General features: G+C 70.0%; 13 protein-coding genes and 1 tRNA gene. 11 read left to right on the top strand and 3 right to left on the bottom strand.

Features of this window, described 5'->3' with window-relative positions; translation table 11 throughout:
- Window positions 1-429 precede the first annotated feature (429 nt).
- The gene (locus QSJ97_RS10880) at window positions 430-750 is read left to right on the top strand and encodes a hypothetical protein (protein ID WP_285671787.1); all 321 of its coding nucleotides are present in this window, start codon (window positions 430-432) and stop codon (window positions 748-750) included.
- Window positions 751-1,156: 406 nt separating this feature from the next.
- Here QSJ97_RS10880 and QSJ97_RS10875 read toward each other — a convergent pair.
- Window positions 1,157-1,230: transfer RNA gene (locus QSJ97_RS10875), tRNA-Gln, on the bottom strand.
- Window positions 1,231-1,347: 117 nt separating this feature from the next.
- Between QSJ97_RS10875 and QSJ97_RS10870 the strand changes: the two genes are divergently transcribed.
- From QSJ97_RS10870 to QSJ97_RS10830, 9 genes are all read left to right on the top strand, one after another.
- Window positions 1,348-2,079 (top strand): SDR family NAD(P)-dependent oxidoreductase, encoded by a 732-nt coding sequence (locus tag QSJ97_RS10870; RefSeq protein WP_285671786.1) that lies wholly within the window; start codon window positions 1,348-1,350, stop codon window positions 2,077-2,079.
- Window positions 2,080-2,190: 111 nt separating this feature from the next.
- The gene (locus QSJ97_RS10865) at window positions 2,191-2,751 is read left to right on the top strand and encodes an RNA polymerase sigma factor (RefSeq protein WP_285671784.1); all 561 of its coding nucleotides are present in this window, start codon (window positions 2,191-2,193) and stop codon (window positions 2,749-2,751) included.
- The gene (locus tag QSJ97_RS10860) at window positions 2,748-5,117 is read left to right on the top strand and encodes a vWA domain-containing protein (protein ID WP_285671783.1); all 2,370 of its coding nucleotides are present in this window, start codon (window positions 2,748-2,750) and stop codon (window positions 5,115-5,117) included. Before QSJ97_RS10865 ends, QSJ97_RS10860 begins: the two co-directional genes overlap by 4 nt.
- A gap of 127 nt (window positions 5,118-5,244) precedes the next feature.
- Window positions 5,245-7,284: a pentapeptide repeat-containing protein gene (locus QSJ97_RS10855; RefSeq protein ID WP_285671782.1), complete on the top strand. Its 2,040-nt coding sequence runs from the start codon at window positions 5,245-5,247 to the stop codon at window positions 7,282-7,284.
- A 28-nt stretch (window positions 7,285-7,312) separates the two neighbouring features.
- Window positions 7,313-8,527 carry a glycosyltransferase gene (locus QSJ97_RS10850; RefSeq protein ID WP_285671781.1) on the top strand — a complete coding sequence of 405 codons (1,215 nt, stop codon included), beginning with the start codon at window positions 7,313-7,315 and terminating at the stop codon, window positions 8,525-8,527.
- A gap of 81 nt (window positions 8,528-8,608) precedes the next feature.
- Window positions 8,609-9,067, top strand: a complete 459-nt coding sequence (locus QSJ97_RS10845; RefSeq protein ID WP_285671780.1) for a baeRF12 domain-containing protein — start codon at window positions 8,609-8,611, stop codon at window positions 9,065-9,067.
- Between the two features lie 189 nt (window positions 9,068-9,256).
- Window positions 9,257-10,438 carry an aspartate aminotransferase family protein gene (locus QSJ97_RS10840; RefSeq protein WP_285671779.1) on the top strand — a complete coding sequence of 394 codons (1,182 nt, stop codon included), beginning with the start codon at window positions 9,257-9,259 and terminating at the stop codon, window positions 10,436-10,438.
- Window positions 10,435-11,364 (top strand): ornithine carbamoyltransferase, encoded by a 930-nt coding sequence (argF, locus tag QSJ97_RS10835; protein ID WP_285671778.1) that lies wholly within the window; start codon window positions 10,435-10,437, stop codon window positions 11,362-11,364. Before QSJ97_RS10840 ends, argF begins: the two co-directional genes overlap by 4 nt.
- A gap of 12 nt (window positions 11,365-11,376) precedes the next feature.
- Window positions 11,377-12,819: a P-loop ATPase, Sll1717 family gene (locus QSJ97_RS10830; RefSeq protein WP_285671777.1), complete on the top strand. Its 1,443-nt coding sequence runs from the start codon at window positions 11,377-11,379 to the stop codon at window positions 12,817-12,819.
- Window positions 12,820-12,845: 26 nt separating this feature from the next.
- On the opposite strand, the gene QSJ97_RS10825 is transcribed toward QSJ97_RS10830, so the two are convergent.
- On the bottom strand, window positions 12,846-13,355 hold the full coding sequence (locus QSJ97_RS10825) for a hypothetical protein (RefSeq protein ID WP_285671776.1): 510 nt from the start codon (window positions 13,353-13,355) through the stop codon (window positions 12,846-12,848).
- Between the two features lie 142 nt (window positions 13,356-13,497).
- On the opposite strand from QSJ97_RS10825, the gene QSJ97_RS10820 reads away from it, so the two are divergent.
- Window positions 13,498-13,944, top strand: coding sequence for a YqaA family protein (locus QSJ97_RS10820; protein WP_285671775.1), 447 nt, complete (start codon window positions 13,498-13,500; stop codon window positions 13,942-13,944).
- Between the two features lie 4 nt (window positions 13,945-13,948).
- Here QSJ97_RS10820 and QSJ97_RS10815 read toward each other — a convergent pair whose 3' ends face one another.
- Window positions 13,949-14,458: a DUF922 domain-containing protein gene (locus tag QSJ97_RS10815; protein WP_285671774.1), complete on the bottom strand. Its 510-nt coding sequence runs from the start codon at window positions 14,456-14,458 to the stop codon at window positions 13,949-13,951.
- Window positions 14,459-14,577 lie beyond the last annotated feature (119 nt).

Here is a 14,577-nt window from a genome sequence, read left to right as displayed (position 1 = left end):
CGGGGCAGGCGGCCGCGCTGCGCCCCGGCATGGGCGCCGCCCCGGAGACCTCCACCGCCGCGCCGCTGCCCGGAAGGTCGCTGCCCGTTTGTCCCCGGCGGACGGCTCGCGCTCCCGCGCCGCGCCAGGGGGCGCAAACCGCGCAAGTCCTGCCGGGAAAACATCGGGATCGCCACCTGATCAGAGCCCCGGCCCGAGCGGGCGGATACGGCCGCGCAGCACGGGGCACGGACGGTCCGCGATGCGCGGCAACCGGCGTGCCCTCGGCGCCATGCGCATCCGGATCGACCGGGCGTGCCCAAGAACAGTCGGGTCAAGACCCCCGCCAATTGGTATAACTGGGCCAATGAGCCGCCACGTCAGGCCGGGCATGGCCGGAGGGCGTCGCAGGGAATGCAAGTGCTGGAGAACAGGACGGGAGACCGGATCATGAGCGACAACGGTGACAAGGCGCTGAAGCTGGCGGAAAAGAACGAAAAGCAGATCATTCTGCTCTGGAAGGCGCTGGCCCGCTACGAGAAGGTGCAGGCCGCGTGGGAGAAGAAGCAGATGGACTACATCGCGAACATCGACAAGAAGCTGGTCGAAGGGCACAATGCCCAGAACAAGTACATCGCGGATCTGCACAGGGATCAGGACAAGAGGTTTACCGACCTGCACAACAAGCAGGACAAGAAGTTCAGCGATGCGGTGAACAACTTGGTGAAATGGGTGGAGAAGACCTTCGACAAGAAGGGGCTGTTCAACTGATCCCCGGCAGCGGCATGGCGGCACGGGCGCGTCGCCGGTTGCAGGCCGCGCTGCAGGCTCCGGATCGCGCCTGAAGCCCCGGACGACGGCTCTGCCGGGAAGCCGCTGCCGATGGCCAGGAGGGACGCTGTCGGCGCGCATGTGGGCGCTTCGGCCCGCCTTCGCCGCGCCGCCGGCCGATGATCGGAGAACCGGGCTTCGCGCCCCGGGAGCCGCCTTGCCGCTCACGGTGCCGGCAGGTCTCGGCGGCTTGGGCGGCAGGTCACCGAACCGCGGCGGATGCCGACCGCAGGCCCCGGGCCGGGCCACCCGATCGTTCGCCGAAGACAGCGGCGATCCGGTAAAGCCATCCGCACCGGATGCCGGGACAGGGAACCTGCCGCTTCGCTGGGGGGAACCGTTTCGCTGGCTGGGGAACCTGGATTCGAACCAGGACCGACGGAGTCAGAGTCCGCTGTTCTACCGTTAAACTATTCCCCAGCGGCTGCGGCGAGACCTAGTGTGTCGGGCCGGGGGCTGTCAAGGGGCCGGGGCGCCGGTTTCGCCCGCTAGCGGCGGTCGCTTGACGCGGGCCGCCGGCGCTGCAGATCGCCTGTCATGATGGACAGCCTTCCCTACGGCTACACCGCCGCCGTACTCGGCGCGACCGGCGGGCTCGGCGCGGCCCTGATCGGCCATCTGGCGCAGGACCGGCGCTGCGGCCGGCTGGTCGGGCTCTCGCGGTCCGGCCGGGCGCCGGCGCCGGCCGAGGCGATGGCCGCCGACCTGACCGACGAGGCCAGCCTCGCCGATGCCGCGGCGCGGCTGGCCGCGGGGCCGCCGCTCGGTCTCGTGGTGCTGGCCACCGGCTACCTGCACGGGCCGGCCGGCGGGCCGGAGAAGAGCCTGCGGCAGATCGGGCCGGCGGCGATGGCCCATGCCTTTGCCGTGAACGCGACCGGGCCGGCGCTGGCGGCGAAGCACCTGCTGCCGCTGCTGCCGCGGCGCCGGCGGGCGATCTTCGCGGCGCTCTCGGCCCGGGTCGGCTCGATCTCCGACAACCGCAGCGGCGGCTGGTACGGCTACCGCGCCTCCAAGGCGGCGCTGAACCAGGTGCTGCGCTGCCTCGCCATCGAGACCGCCCGCACGCGCCCGCTGGCGGTGATCGCGGGGCTGCAGCCGGGCACCGTGGCGACCGGGCTCTCGGCGCCGTTTCGCGGCGGGCTCGGGGCGGGCGCCGTGTTCGCCCCCCGAGACGCGGCGGGCCATCTGCTCGGCGTGCTCGACCGGCTCGGGCCGGCGGAGAGCGGGCGGGTCTTCGACTGGCGCGGCGCGGAGGTGCCGCCCTGACGCGGTGATGCTCTGGGGCGCTGCGCCCCCGCGGCTGTTCTTTTTTCGCCGTCTCCGCCAAGATATTCCCCGCGGGCGGCGTCAGAGGAAGAGCATGGGGCAGGAGAGCGGATGACCGGGCCTGACGATGCGGCGGCCGATCTCGCGCTGGCCCGACGGGCGGCGGAGGGCGACGGCGCGGCCTTTGCCGAGCTGCTCGGCCGGCACTACGACCGGATCCACCGGCTCGGCTGGCGGCTGCTCGGCAGCGCGGCGGAGGCGGAGGACCTGGCGCAGGATGTCTGTGCCGGGCTCGGCGCCAGGATCCGCGGCTTCCGGGGCGAGGCGGCCTTTGCCACCTGGCTCTACCGGATCGTGGTGAACGCGGCGCGCGATGCGCAGCGCCGCCGGGCCCGGGGGGCGCGGCTGGTCGAGGCCTATACCGAGGTCGAGGCGCTGGAGCGGGCGGGCGCGGAGGCACGGGCGGCCGAGCTCGACTGGCTGCGCCGGGCGCTGGCGGCGCTCTCGCCGGAGCTGCGCGAGACCGCGGTGCTGGTGCTCGACGAGGGCCTGACCCATGCCGAGGCGGGGGCCGCGCTCGGGGTGAGCGGCGGCACCGTCTCCTGGCGCATGGCGGAGATCCGCAAGCGGCTCGCGACGCTGGCCGACAGGGCTGAGGATATGGGCGCATGACCGACGAACTGGAGCGACTGCATCGGGCCTTCGAGGCCGACCGGGCGCCGGCGCCGCGCGAGGCGGCGCGCAAGGCCGCGCTGGCGGCCGCGCTGGCGGCGTTCGAGGCATCCGGCGAGGCGGCCGGCGAGGCGGCCGGGGCGGCGGGTGCCGAAACCGCCGCGGCGGCGCCGGGCGAAAAAATTTCCGCCGGTCGCCAAGAAGCGGCCAGCGGGGCGCGTCTCAGAAGGGACCGGGCGATGGGGCTCGGACGCATTCTGAGGAGCACAGCCATGAAGATTTCCGAATTCACCCGGCCGCGGACCCTGCTGATGGGCGGCGCCAGCCTTGCCGTCATCGCGCTTGCCGTGGTGGCGGCGCTGCCGCAGCTCGAGCAGGCGGATTTCCTCGCGCCCGAGCCGACGGGCCAGCAGACTGCCGATCTCGACGGCGCGGAGGGCAATATCGAGACCGGTACGGAGACCGGCGCCCGCAGCGGCACCCTCGCCGGCACCGACGAGCGCCGCGCCGATGCCCCCGCCGATGCCCCCGCCGGTGCCCCCGCCGATGCCAAGACCGAGGCTGAGGCCCCGGCCCGCGAGCGCGCCGAGCTCGACGACACGGTGCTGGCCGAGGAGGCCCCGGCCGCGCCGCCGCCGATGCCGGAGCCGGAGCCGGCGCCGCAGGTCGGTGCCGTCTCGGGCGGCGCCGCCGGCGGCGGGCTGATGAGCCTCTCGGCCGCCCCGACCGCGCGGCCCGCGCCGGCGCCGAGCGCCAGCCGGCAGCTCTCCGCCGGCCGCGTGCAGGCGAGCCCCGAGCAGATCGGGCGGCTCCGCGCCAAGGGGCTGGCCGGCGCGTCCGACGCGGCGGCCGGTTATGCCGGGGGGATCGCCTCGGCGCCCGCCCCGGCGGAGGCCGAAGCCCCGCCGCCGGGCTATCAGGAGCAGGGCCGCGACCGCTTCGAGGCGGTCGAGGACAACCCGGTGAAGCTCACCGCGGAGGCGCCGGTCTCGACCTTCTCGATCGATGTCGACACCGCCTCCTACGGCGTCATGCGCAAGATGCTGAACCAGGGCGTGCTGCCGCAGAAGGACGCGATCCGCGTCGAGGAGCTGATCAACTACTTCCCCTATACCTACGCGCCGCCGGAGACCGCGGAGACCCCCTTCGCCACCCATGTCGCGGTGTTCGACACGCCGTGGAACGCCGAGACCCAGCTGGTGCGGATCGGGCTCAAGGGCTACGAGCTGACCCGCGAGGAGCGGCCGAAGGCCAATCTGGTCTTCCTGATCGACACCTCGGGCAGCATGAACGCGCCGGACAAGCTGCCGCTGCTGCTCAACGCCTTCCGCCTGCTGGTGGACAGGCTGGGGCCGGAGGACCGGGTGGCGATCGTCACCTATGCCGGCAGCGCCGGCACCGTGCTCGAGCCGACCCCGGCCTCGGAGAAGGGCAAGATCCTCGCGGCGCTCGACCGGCTCTCGGCGGGCGGCTCCACCGCCGGCGGCGAGGGCATCCGGCAGGCCTATGCGCTGGCCGAGGCCAACATGATCGAGGACGGGGTGAACCGGGTGATCCTGGCCACCGACGGCGATTTCAACGTCGGCATCCGCTCCACCGAGGAGCTGCAGGGCTTCGTCGAGCGCAAGCGCGAGACCGGGGTGCTGCTCTCGGTGTTCGGCTTCGGCCAGGGCAACTACAACGACGCGCTGATGCAGGCGCTGGCGCAGAACGGCAACGGCCAGGCGGCCTATATCGACACGCTCTCCGAGGCCCGCAAGGTGCTCGGCGAGGAGGCCGGCGGCACGCTGTTCCCGATCGCCCAGGACGTGAAGATCCAGGTCGAGTTCAACCCCGCCACGGTCGCCGAGTACCGGCTGATCGGCTACGAGACGCGGGCGCTGAAGCGCGAGGACTTCAACAACGACAAGGTCGATGCCGGCGAGATCGGCTCCGGCCACCGGGTCACCGCGCTCTACGAGATCACCCCGGTGGCGAGCGCGGCGCGGCTGGTGGACGATCTGCGCTATGCCCAGCCGGTGGCGGAGCCCGAGGACACGCCGGATGCCGGGGCGGCGCGGGCGGCGGAATTCGCCTTCCTGAAGATCCGCTACAAGCGCCCGGGCGAGAGCGAGAGCAACCTGATCACCCGGCCGATCACCCGCGGCGATGTCGGCGAGCCCGACACCGAGGCGCGCTTCGCCGCCGCCGTCGCCGGCTTCGGCCAGCTGCTGCGCGGCGGGCGCTATACCGGCGACTGGGATTTCCCCGATGCCGCGGCGCTGGCCGCCGGTGCCCGGGGCGACGATCCCTGGGGCTACCGCTCGGAATTCGTCCAGCTGGTGCGGCTGGCCGAGAGCGCGGCCGCCCTCTCGCGCCAGCGCTGAGGCGGCACCAGGCCGCGGCACGGCCGGCTCCGGGGGCTGCCCCGGGGCCGGTCGGCGCCGTTTCCGGTTGATCGCGCGGGGGCGAGGGCTCAGGCTTTCCCCAGGTCATCCATGCAGGGGTCAGCCGATGCCGAAGCCCGGCCTGCATGCTCCCGAGGCGCGTGTGAGCCTCGACCAGATCAAGACCCTCGCCCAGGCGGCGCGCAGCACCTGGTTCATCCTGCTCGGCCTGCTCGCGGTGATGGCGCTGACGCTGATGGCCCATGACGACGCGGATTTCTTCGCCGAGGGCCGCTCCACCCGGCTGCCGCTGATCGGGCTCGAGGTGCCGGTCACCGCCTTCTTCTTCTTCGGGCCCTGGCTGGTGGCGATCGTCTACGGCTATCTGCAGCTCTATCTGGTGCCGCTCTGGGAGGTGCTGTCGCGCGCCCCGGCGCTCACCGATGACGGCCGGCCGATCGCCGATGCCGCCTATCCCTGGCTGCTGGTGCGCGCGGTGCTGGTGCTGCGCGCCTGGCGCCGCGGCCCGGAGGCGCTGGTGCCGGATCGCACCGGCGGGCTGACCCCGACGCGCTGCGTCTCGCGCCAGGCGATGGCCGGGATCACCGCGGCGGTCAGCCTCACGGTGACCTGGTGGATCGGGCCGCTGGTGGTGCTCTGGTTCTGGGTGCGCGGCTGGGTGGTGCACGATCCGTGGCTCTCGGTCTGGGCCGGGCTGGCGCTGGCCTTCGCCGGGCTGGTCGGGATCTACAGCGCCGCGGCGCTCTGGGGGCTGATGGCCTCGGTGCCGGAGGACGAGGCGCGGCGCCGGCGGGTGCCGCGGCTGGCGCAGTGGTCGGCCCCGGCGGCGGCGGCGGCGATCGCGCTGATGTCGCTGGAGATGTCGGTCGGGCTCGGCACCGCGATCGGCCGGCTCGCGGCGCCCGGCCGGCCGGCGCCGGACTATGCCGGCTGGCGCCGGGCGCGCGGGCCGGGGCAGGCCGCGCTGGCCGACTGGCTGGCCCATCTCGACCGGGTGGCGGTGCCGCATTTCCCCGCCGACCTGCGCGAGGCCTGGCTGGCGCGGCCGCCGCCGGGGCTGCCGATCTACGACGACTGGCTCAGGGACTACGAGACCGGCTGGATGACCGCGGCGCCGGAGGGCATCCGCGATGCCGAGCAGGCGATCATGTTCTGGGACGGCGCCCGCACCGCGTGGTTCGCGCTGACCGCCCGCATCGCGCGGCACGATCTCGGCCGGCGCGACCTCCGCGGCGCCGATGCGCCGGGGCTGATCGCGCCGGCCGCCGACCTGCGCGGCGCGCGGCTCGACCGGGCGGTGCTGCGCGGCGCGCTGCTGGTCGGGGCGGACCTCTCCTGCGCCGATCCCGGGCCGGCGCCCGGCGACGAGCGCTGCACCGCGCTGCGCGGCGCCGACCTGCGCGATGCCGATCTCGTGGGCGCCCGGCTGAACGGCGCGCGGCTCGAGGGGGCGCGGCTCGGCGGCGTCGATCTCACCGGGGCGGACCTCTCCTGCTGGCGCGCGCCGGATGCCGCGGGCGCCGGCGAGGACGCCCGGTTCTGCGCCGTGCTGGCCGGCGCCGAGCTCGACGTGGCGCTGCTGCGCGGGACCAATCTGCGCGGCGCCGTGCTGCACGGGGTCTCGGCCGTGGGGGCGCGCTTCCTCGAGGTCGACCTGCTCGACGCCGATCTCGCCGGCGCCCGGATCGAGCAGAGCGACTTCCGCTTCTCGGCGCTCGACGGGGCGGTGCTCGACGCGGTGCGCGCGGTCGGCGCCGATCTGCGCTGGACCAAGCTCGACGGCGCCCGCGCGGTGGCGGCGGATCTGCGCGGGGCGCTGCTGCAGGGCTCCACCTGCCGGCAGATCCGGCTGCATGGCGCGCGGCTCGAGGGGGCGGATCTGCGCTGCCACGGGCTGGTGCGGCGCGGCCAGCTCGCGGGCGCGCTCGGCGACGCCGACACCCGGCTGCCCGCCGCCTTCCCGCGGCTCGGCGTCACCAGCTGCTGGCCGGCGGGGTCGCGCTGGCTCGCCGCCTATCTCGCGGCGCATGGCAAGGGCGGGCAGGCGGCGGTGGCGTGCCCGGAGGGCACCGTGGCGTTCCGCTATCGCGGGCCGGTCAGCCTCTGGGCGCAAATCGGCTTGCGCAAGCCGTGGTCGGGCCGCTAGGGGTCGGCGGTCCAGCGCGAGAGAGCCAATGCCCGCCCCGAAGATCCTGTTCGTCCATACCAACTTCCCGGCGCAGTTCGGCTTCCTCGGCCAGCGCCTCGCCGCCGCCGGCTGGGAGACCGCCTTCGCCACGGCGCGGGCCAACACCCGCTCGGAGGTGTTCCGCATCCTGCCCTTCGAGGAGGGGCGCGGCATCACCCGCGGCATCCATCCCTATCTCGGCTCCACCGAGCGCGCGGTGATCAAGGGCCAGATGGCCGCCCGCGCCTTCTATGCCGCGCGCAAGGGCGGCTACCGGCCGGACATCGTGATGGCGCATTCCGGCTGGGGCGCCGGGCTGTTCGCCAAGGATGTCTGGCCGGACGCGGTCTTCATCCCCTATCTCGAATGGTGGTACAACTACCCCCCGGTCGACAGCGGCTTCCTCGGCGACTTCAGGGACGACGAGGACAACCGGCTGCGCCAGCGCGTGCGCAACACGCCGCTGATGACCGACATCGTCACCGCCGATGCCGCGCTCGCGCCGACCCGCTTCCAGGCCGGGCAGTTCCCGGAGAAGCTGCGCCGCGACATCACCGTGATCCATGACGGGGTCGATACCGAGACCCATGCCCCGGCGCCGGAGCGCCCGGCCGCGATCGGCGCGCTCGACATCTCGGCGATGCCGGAGATCGTCACCTATGCCACCCGCGGCATGGAGCCCCAGCGCGGCTTTCCCGAGTTCATGCGCGCGCTCGAGATCCTGCAGGCGCGGCGCCCGCGGCTCCATGCGATCATCGTCGGCGAGGACCGGGTGGCCTATGGCCGCCGCCTGCCGGAGGGCGACAGCTGGAAGAAGCGGATGCTCGCCGAGTGCCGCCTCGACCCGGCGCGCACCCATTTCACCGGGCACCTGCCGCGGCCCGACTATCTCGCCGTGCTGCAGGCCTCGGACGCCCATGTCTACCTCACCGTGCCCTTCGTGCTGAGCTGGTCGATGCTGGAGGCGATGAGCGCCGGCTGCGCGCTGGTCGCCGCCGATGTCGCCCCGGTGCGCGAGTTCGTCGGCGACGGCGAGACCGGGCGGCTGGTGCCGTTCCACGAGCCGGCCGGGATCGCCGCCGGGGTCGAGGAGATGCTCGACGACCGGGCGCTGGCCCGCCGGCTCGGTGTTGCGGCGCGCGCCCATATCCGCGAGGCTTACGATCTCGAGCGGGTCTTCGCCGAGAAGAAGGCCTGGCTGGAGGGCCTGATCGGGGCCTGAGCCCAGGCCTTTGCGCCCCCGCGCCTGCGCCCTGCCGGGCCGTCACCGCTCCGCACCCTCTGCCGGAGAAGGAGGACACCGATGGCACATGGCAAGCCGATCACCTGGGTCGTCGTCGCCGATGGCGGCAAGGCCCTGCTTCTCGAGAACGACGGGCACGACAGGGCGCCGGCGCTGCGCCGGCTGGCCACCAGCGAGCTCGACAACCCGCCGACCCGCGAGCAGGGCACCGACCGGCCCGGCCGCCGCTCCGACACCGGCGCCGGCCAGCGCTCGGCGCTCGACGCCCCCGACTGGCACAGCCTCGCCGGGGAGCGCTTCCTGCGCGCCTTCGCCGAGCGCGTCGCCGGCGCGGCGCGCGAGGGGCGGGTCGGGCGCATCGTGATGATCGCCGCGCCCGCCGCGCTCGGCACCCTGCGCGCCGCGCTGCCGGCGGATGTCGCCGGGCTGGTCACCGCCGAGATCGCCAAGGACCTCACCAACCACCCGCTCGGCGCCATCGAGGCGGCGGTCAAGGGGGCGCTCGCGCCGGGCTGGTGAACGCGGCGTCAGCGCCGTGTCCGCCGCGGCGTTGACAGCCCCCGGATCTATCCGCCATAAGCCTTGCGTCGCCCCTTGGCACGCCGCCACGGGGCGTTTCGCGTTTTCGACGCCGAACCCGCCGGCCATGTCCGGCACCACCCACCCCGCCGGTCCTCCGGGCCGGCCAGAGACAGGAGCTGACCACAGGTGATCTCGCCGCTCATGCCGACCTATGCGCGGGCACCGCTCGAATTCGAGCGGGGCGAGGGATGCTGGCTCACCACGACCGACGGCACGGAGTTTCTCGACTTCGGCGCCGGCATCGCGGTGAACGCCCTCGGCCACGCCCATCCGAAACTCGTCGCCGCGCTGGAGGCCCAGGCGCGACGGGTCTGGCATGTGTCCAATCTCTACGAGATCCCCGAGCAGCGACGCCTGGCCGAGCGCCTGGTGGCCGAGACCTTCGCCGACACCGTGTTCCTGACCAATTCGGGCACCGAGGCGGCCGAGCTGGCGATCAAGATCGCCCGCAAATGGGGCCAGGCGCAGAGCCCGGCGCGGCACCGCATCGTGACCTTCGCGGGCGCCTTCCACGGCCGCTCCACCGGCGCCATCGCGGCGGCCGGCTCGGAGAAGCTCGCCGGCGGCTTCGGCCCGCTGATGCCGGGCTTCGACAGCGTGCCCTGGGGCGATGCGGCGGCGCTGGCGGCGGCGATCGGGCCGGAGACCGCGGCGGTGCTGATCGAGCCGATCCAGGGCGAGGGCGGCATCCGCGTGCTGCCGCACGAGGCGCTGCGGGCGCTGCGCGCGCTCTGCGACGAGCGGGGCGTGCTGCTGATGTTCGACGAGGTGCAGTGCGGCATGGGGCGCACCGGCCATCTCTTCGCCCATGAGGCGGCCGGCGTCGTGCCGGACGTGATGATGGTCGCCAAGGGCATCGGCGGCGGCTTCCCGCTCGGCGCGGTGCTGGCCACCGAGGCCGCCGCGGCGCCGATGGGCGTCGGCAGCCATGGCTCGACCTATGGCGGCAACCCGCTGGCCTGCGCGGTCGGCCTCGCGGTGATGGAGGAGGTGGCCGATGCCGGCTTCCTCGCCAGCGTGCGGGCGCGCGCCGGCTTCCTGTCGCAGCGGCTGGCCGAGCTCGCCGCCGGGCATCCCGCGGTGATCGCCGAGATCCGCGGCGAGGGCCTGATGCGCGGCCTGCGCATCGCCGAGCCCCATGCCGCCGCCGACCTGGTGGCGGCGGGGCGCGCGGCCGGGCTGCTCACGGTGCCCGCCGCCGAGAACGTGGTGCGGCTGCTGCCGCCGCTGACGGTCTCCGAGGACGAGATCGCGGAGGCGGTGCGCCGCCTCGACCGCGCCGCGACGGCGCTGGAGGGCCCGGCATGAGCGCACGGCATTTCCTCGACCTCGACGAGATCGCCCCGGAGGAGCTGCGCGCCATCCTCGACGACGCCAAGCGCGTCAAGGCGGCCCGCAACGGCCGCCCGCGCCTGGCGCCGGATGCCGAGCAGCCGCTGGCCGACCACATCGTCGCGCTGATCTTCGAGAAACCCTCGACGCGGACCCGCATCAGCTTCGATGTCGGCATCCGCCAGATGGGCGGCGAGACGATGATCCTGTCCGGTACCGAGATGCAGCTCGGCCATGGCGAGACCGTGGCCGACACCGCCCGGGTGCTGTCGCGCTTCGTCGACGCGGTGATGATCCGCACCTTCCAGGACGCGACGCTGCGCGAGCTGGCCGCCCATGCCGAGATCCCGGTGGTGAACGGCCTCACCAACCGCAGCCACCCCTGCCAGATCATGGCCGACCTCCTGACTTTTGAGGAGCATGTGGGGGCTTTGGGGGGGGCTCGGGTGGTCTGGGCTGGCGACGGCAACAATGTCTGCCACTCCTGGATCCATGCGGCCGCGGCGTTCGGCTTCGACATCACCGTCGCCTGCCCGGAGACGCTCGAGCCCGACCCCGGCATCGTCGCGGCGGCGCGGGCGAAGGGCGCGCGCGTCGAGATCGCCCGCGACGCCGCGGCGGCGGTGACCGGGGCGGACGCCGTGATCACCGACGCCTGGCTCTCGATGCATGACGACGTCTCGGCCCGCGACCGCCGGCACAACCAGCTCCGGCCCTTCCAGGTCACCGCCGAGCTGATGGACCGCGCCGCCCCGCACGCGGTCTTCATGCACTGCCTGCCGGCGCACCGCGACGAGGAGGTCACCTCCGAAGTGTTTGACGGCCCCCGCTCGGTTGTGTTCGATGAGGCCGAGAACCGACTGCACGCGCAGAAGGGTATACTGAGGTGGTGCTTAGAGTGAGGGAGTACGACTGTGGAAAGAATCAATAAATTTAAAGAAATAAATTTTGGTTTTGCTAGTGCTGAAAAGGAATTTGAAGAGTTGCCGTCGCTTTTGACGGATGGATTTTTCGATATGAAGGGCATGGTCCATGAGATAACTGAAACCAGTAAGTTTGTTTGTCTAGGAGACAAGGGGTCAGGTAAGACTTCCTTGGGGCGACATATTTCGCTCATGGGAAAATCGGATCCAATGCAATTTGACAGACAACTACTTCTTGAGGACATATCTTATACTGCGTTCTCGAAGATTGTTCGAGGAAAAGATGAGCCAGAGGCAAAGTATCCTACTGCCTGGTCTTGGATTCTTCTGATTGTTGTGTTGGACATGCTGAGGGGCGATCATAGTATTGATGCGGAAGCTTCGGTAGAGTTGAATCGTATTAATGATATTTTTGCGGGAGCTGGCCTTGTTGGATCTGATAATATTAACAAGATTATTTTGAGTGCCGGAAAGAAGGGGTTTTCTGTTGGAGTCCCCCAGTACGCTCAGATCTCCTACGAATCTGGCGGGAGAAGTGAAATATATGATATTCCTAATCACGTTGAATCATTCAAATCTCTAATTCTTAGAGCAAATACAAAAGCGAAGCATTTTATTATTCTAGACGGCCTTGATGATATTCTTACAAAGAGAGGCCGTCAGTATGATGTTCTTGGTGCGTTGATATTTGAAACTCAAAGACTCAATGGATTTTTCAGAGAGAATGGACTAAAGATAAAAATTGTAATATTATGCCGACAAGATTTATTCACGAGGGTATCGGGAGCTAACAAGAACAAGATCAGACAAAATTTTTCGATTGTATTGGATTGGTATCATGATCCAAACTCCCCGGGTCGCTCTATGTTAGTTGAGCTTGCCAATCATCGCGCCAAAGCATCTACTGGAGAAGGATCGGATATATTAGAGTATTTTCAGAAAGGTTTGATAGACGGAAAGAGGGTTTACCATTATCTCCTTGATCTAACTCGACATAGACCTAGGGATTTTATTGTATTACTTAGTAGTATACAGGAGATGATGCATAAATCTCCAATTGACAGAACTCAAATATTGAGCGGAGTCAGGAAATATTCACAAGACTATTTTCTCCCAGAAGTGATGGACGAGTTGTATGGGTTTGTGCCGCAAGATGTTTTGTCAGATTTGTTTGGCGAAGTTTCTAAATTAAAACGAAGAGAATTCCAATTTTTTGAAGCGAAGTCCAAGATTGAATCGCGATTTGGCGATGGTTTAGATATTGAGGGAATTTTCAATGTATTGTATGACTGCGGAGCAATTGGTAATACATACAAGGACCATAGAAATAATAAATACTATTCGTTCAAGTTTCGAAATCAAGCATCTAAATTCAACTCATCCGAGAGTATAATGATGCATAGAGGGTTGTGGAAAGCACTTAATCTTGCGTAGGTGTATTGTTGTGCGTTGGTTGCGCATCATCCACCCTTAGCCCCCCTGTCCGGGGCCTCGAGTTGCAGGAGGCGGATGCGGGCGACGGCGGGGTGGCCCATCACCAGGCGGTAGAGGCCGTGGCCGATGCGCTCGACGATGCCGGCGCGGCGCCAGGCGTCGAGCAGGCGGGCGGCGTAGCGGGGCGCGCAGTCGAACCCCTGCCGGCGCAGGTAGAAATTCAGCTCGGCGGCGCGGATCTCGGTATAGTCGAGCTGGGCGAGGAAGCCGAGCGCGGCGCGGGCGCGCGGGGTGCGGCCGATCTCGCGGTCGGAGGGGCCGAGCAGGCGGCCGATGCGGCCGAGCTCGGCATAGAGCGGCGCGCGCACCGCCTCGGGCAGCCCGCGCAGCACCGGCTGCAGCCCGGAGAGGATGGTCTCGCGCTCGCGCCTGGCGGCGGCCAGCTCGCGGCTCAGCTCGGCCTGCCAGCGGGTGCGCTCCTCGAGCTCGGCGAGCAGCAGGCGGGCGGCCTCGGGCAGGGTGTCGGTGCGGGGCATCGGGCGGTCCTCCGGGTGTTTCGCGGGGTCGGAAGCGGACATCCTGACAAATGTTCCTAAATTCGCCGTAAACCGGGCGGGAAAGTTCCGAAGGGCGGGGTTCGGCCGGCAGGTTCGCGGGAACACGGGGGGGAGCGGCGGCATGGACTGGGAGACCTGGGGCGCGCTGGCGGGGCTGTTCCTCGCCGCCTTCGGCGCGGCGACGCTGCTGCCGTTCCAGTCGGAATTCGTGCTCGGGGCGATGCTGGCGGCGGAGACGGCGCCGGTCGGCGCGCTGTTCGCGGCGGCCTCGGTCGGCAACACGCTGGGCTCGGTGGCGAACTACTGGATGGGGCGGTTCCTCGACCGGTTCGAGGGCCGGCGCTGGTTCCCGGCGGGCCCGGCGCAGATGGCCCGGGCGCGCGACTGGTATCGCCGCTGGGGGGTGTGGACGCTGCTGCTCTCCTGGGCGCCCTTCGCCGACCCGCTCACGGTGGTGGCGGGGGTGCTGCGGACGCCGTTCTGGCTGTTCCTGGCGCTGGTGGCGGCGGCCAAGGCGGGGCGCTATGCGGCGGTGATCTGGCTCTGCGGGGCGGTGAGCTGGTGCTGAGGCCTCAGAGGCTGTCCGGGTGGGGCAGGGTGGCGCCCTCCTTCACGCCGTGGCCGGTGCGCCCGTCATAGGCCTTCTGCTCCTTCTTGTGGTCGGTCTGCATGGTGGCGAGCAGGGTCTCAACATCGGCCAGCGTCGGGGCGGCGAGCTTGTTCACCTCGGTGTTGAACTTCGCCAGCGCCTCGAGGTGGTAGAGCCGGTGCGTCTCCTCGTGCTTGGCCAGCGCGGCGATGCATTTCTCCCAGGCCTTCTTCTCGGCCGGGCTGGCCTTGCCGGCGGCCGGCCATTTCGGCACGGTGATCCTGTAGGCCGCGTCGATCACCACCTTGGCGATGTTGCCGGACTTCTTGTCGGCATAGATCTTCCACTTGAAGTCCTCCCATTCGAACTCGCCGATGGGATTGCCCTTCGCCTTCTTCTTGCCGATCTCGGCGAAGAGGTCCTTGTAGGTCCTGGACTTGAAGCTGGGGCTGCTCTTGTTCTTCGTCCAGTTGATCTTGACGTCCACGGTCATGGCGCCGCCTCCGTCCCGTTGCGCACAGCGGAGCGGCCCGGGACCCGGCCGCCCCTCCGTCGCAGCCTGACCGAGCACCCGCCCCGGCGCAAGCGCCCTGCCGGGGGCGGGCGGCCCGG

This window comes from Paralimibaculum aggregatum (assembly GCF_030270585.1).
Classification (GTDB): domain Bacteria; phylum Pseudomonadota; class Alphaproteobacteria; order Rhodobacterales; family Rhodobacteraceae; genus Thermohalobaculum; species Thermohalobaculum aggregatum.
This window is presented reverse-complemented; position numbering and strand designations above follow the sequence as displayed.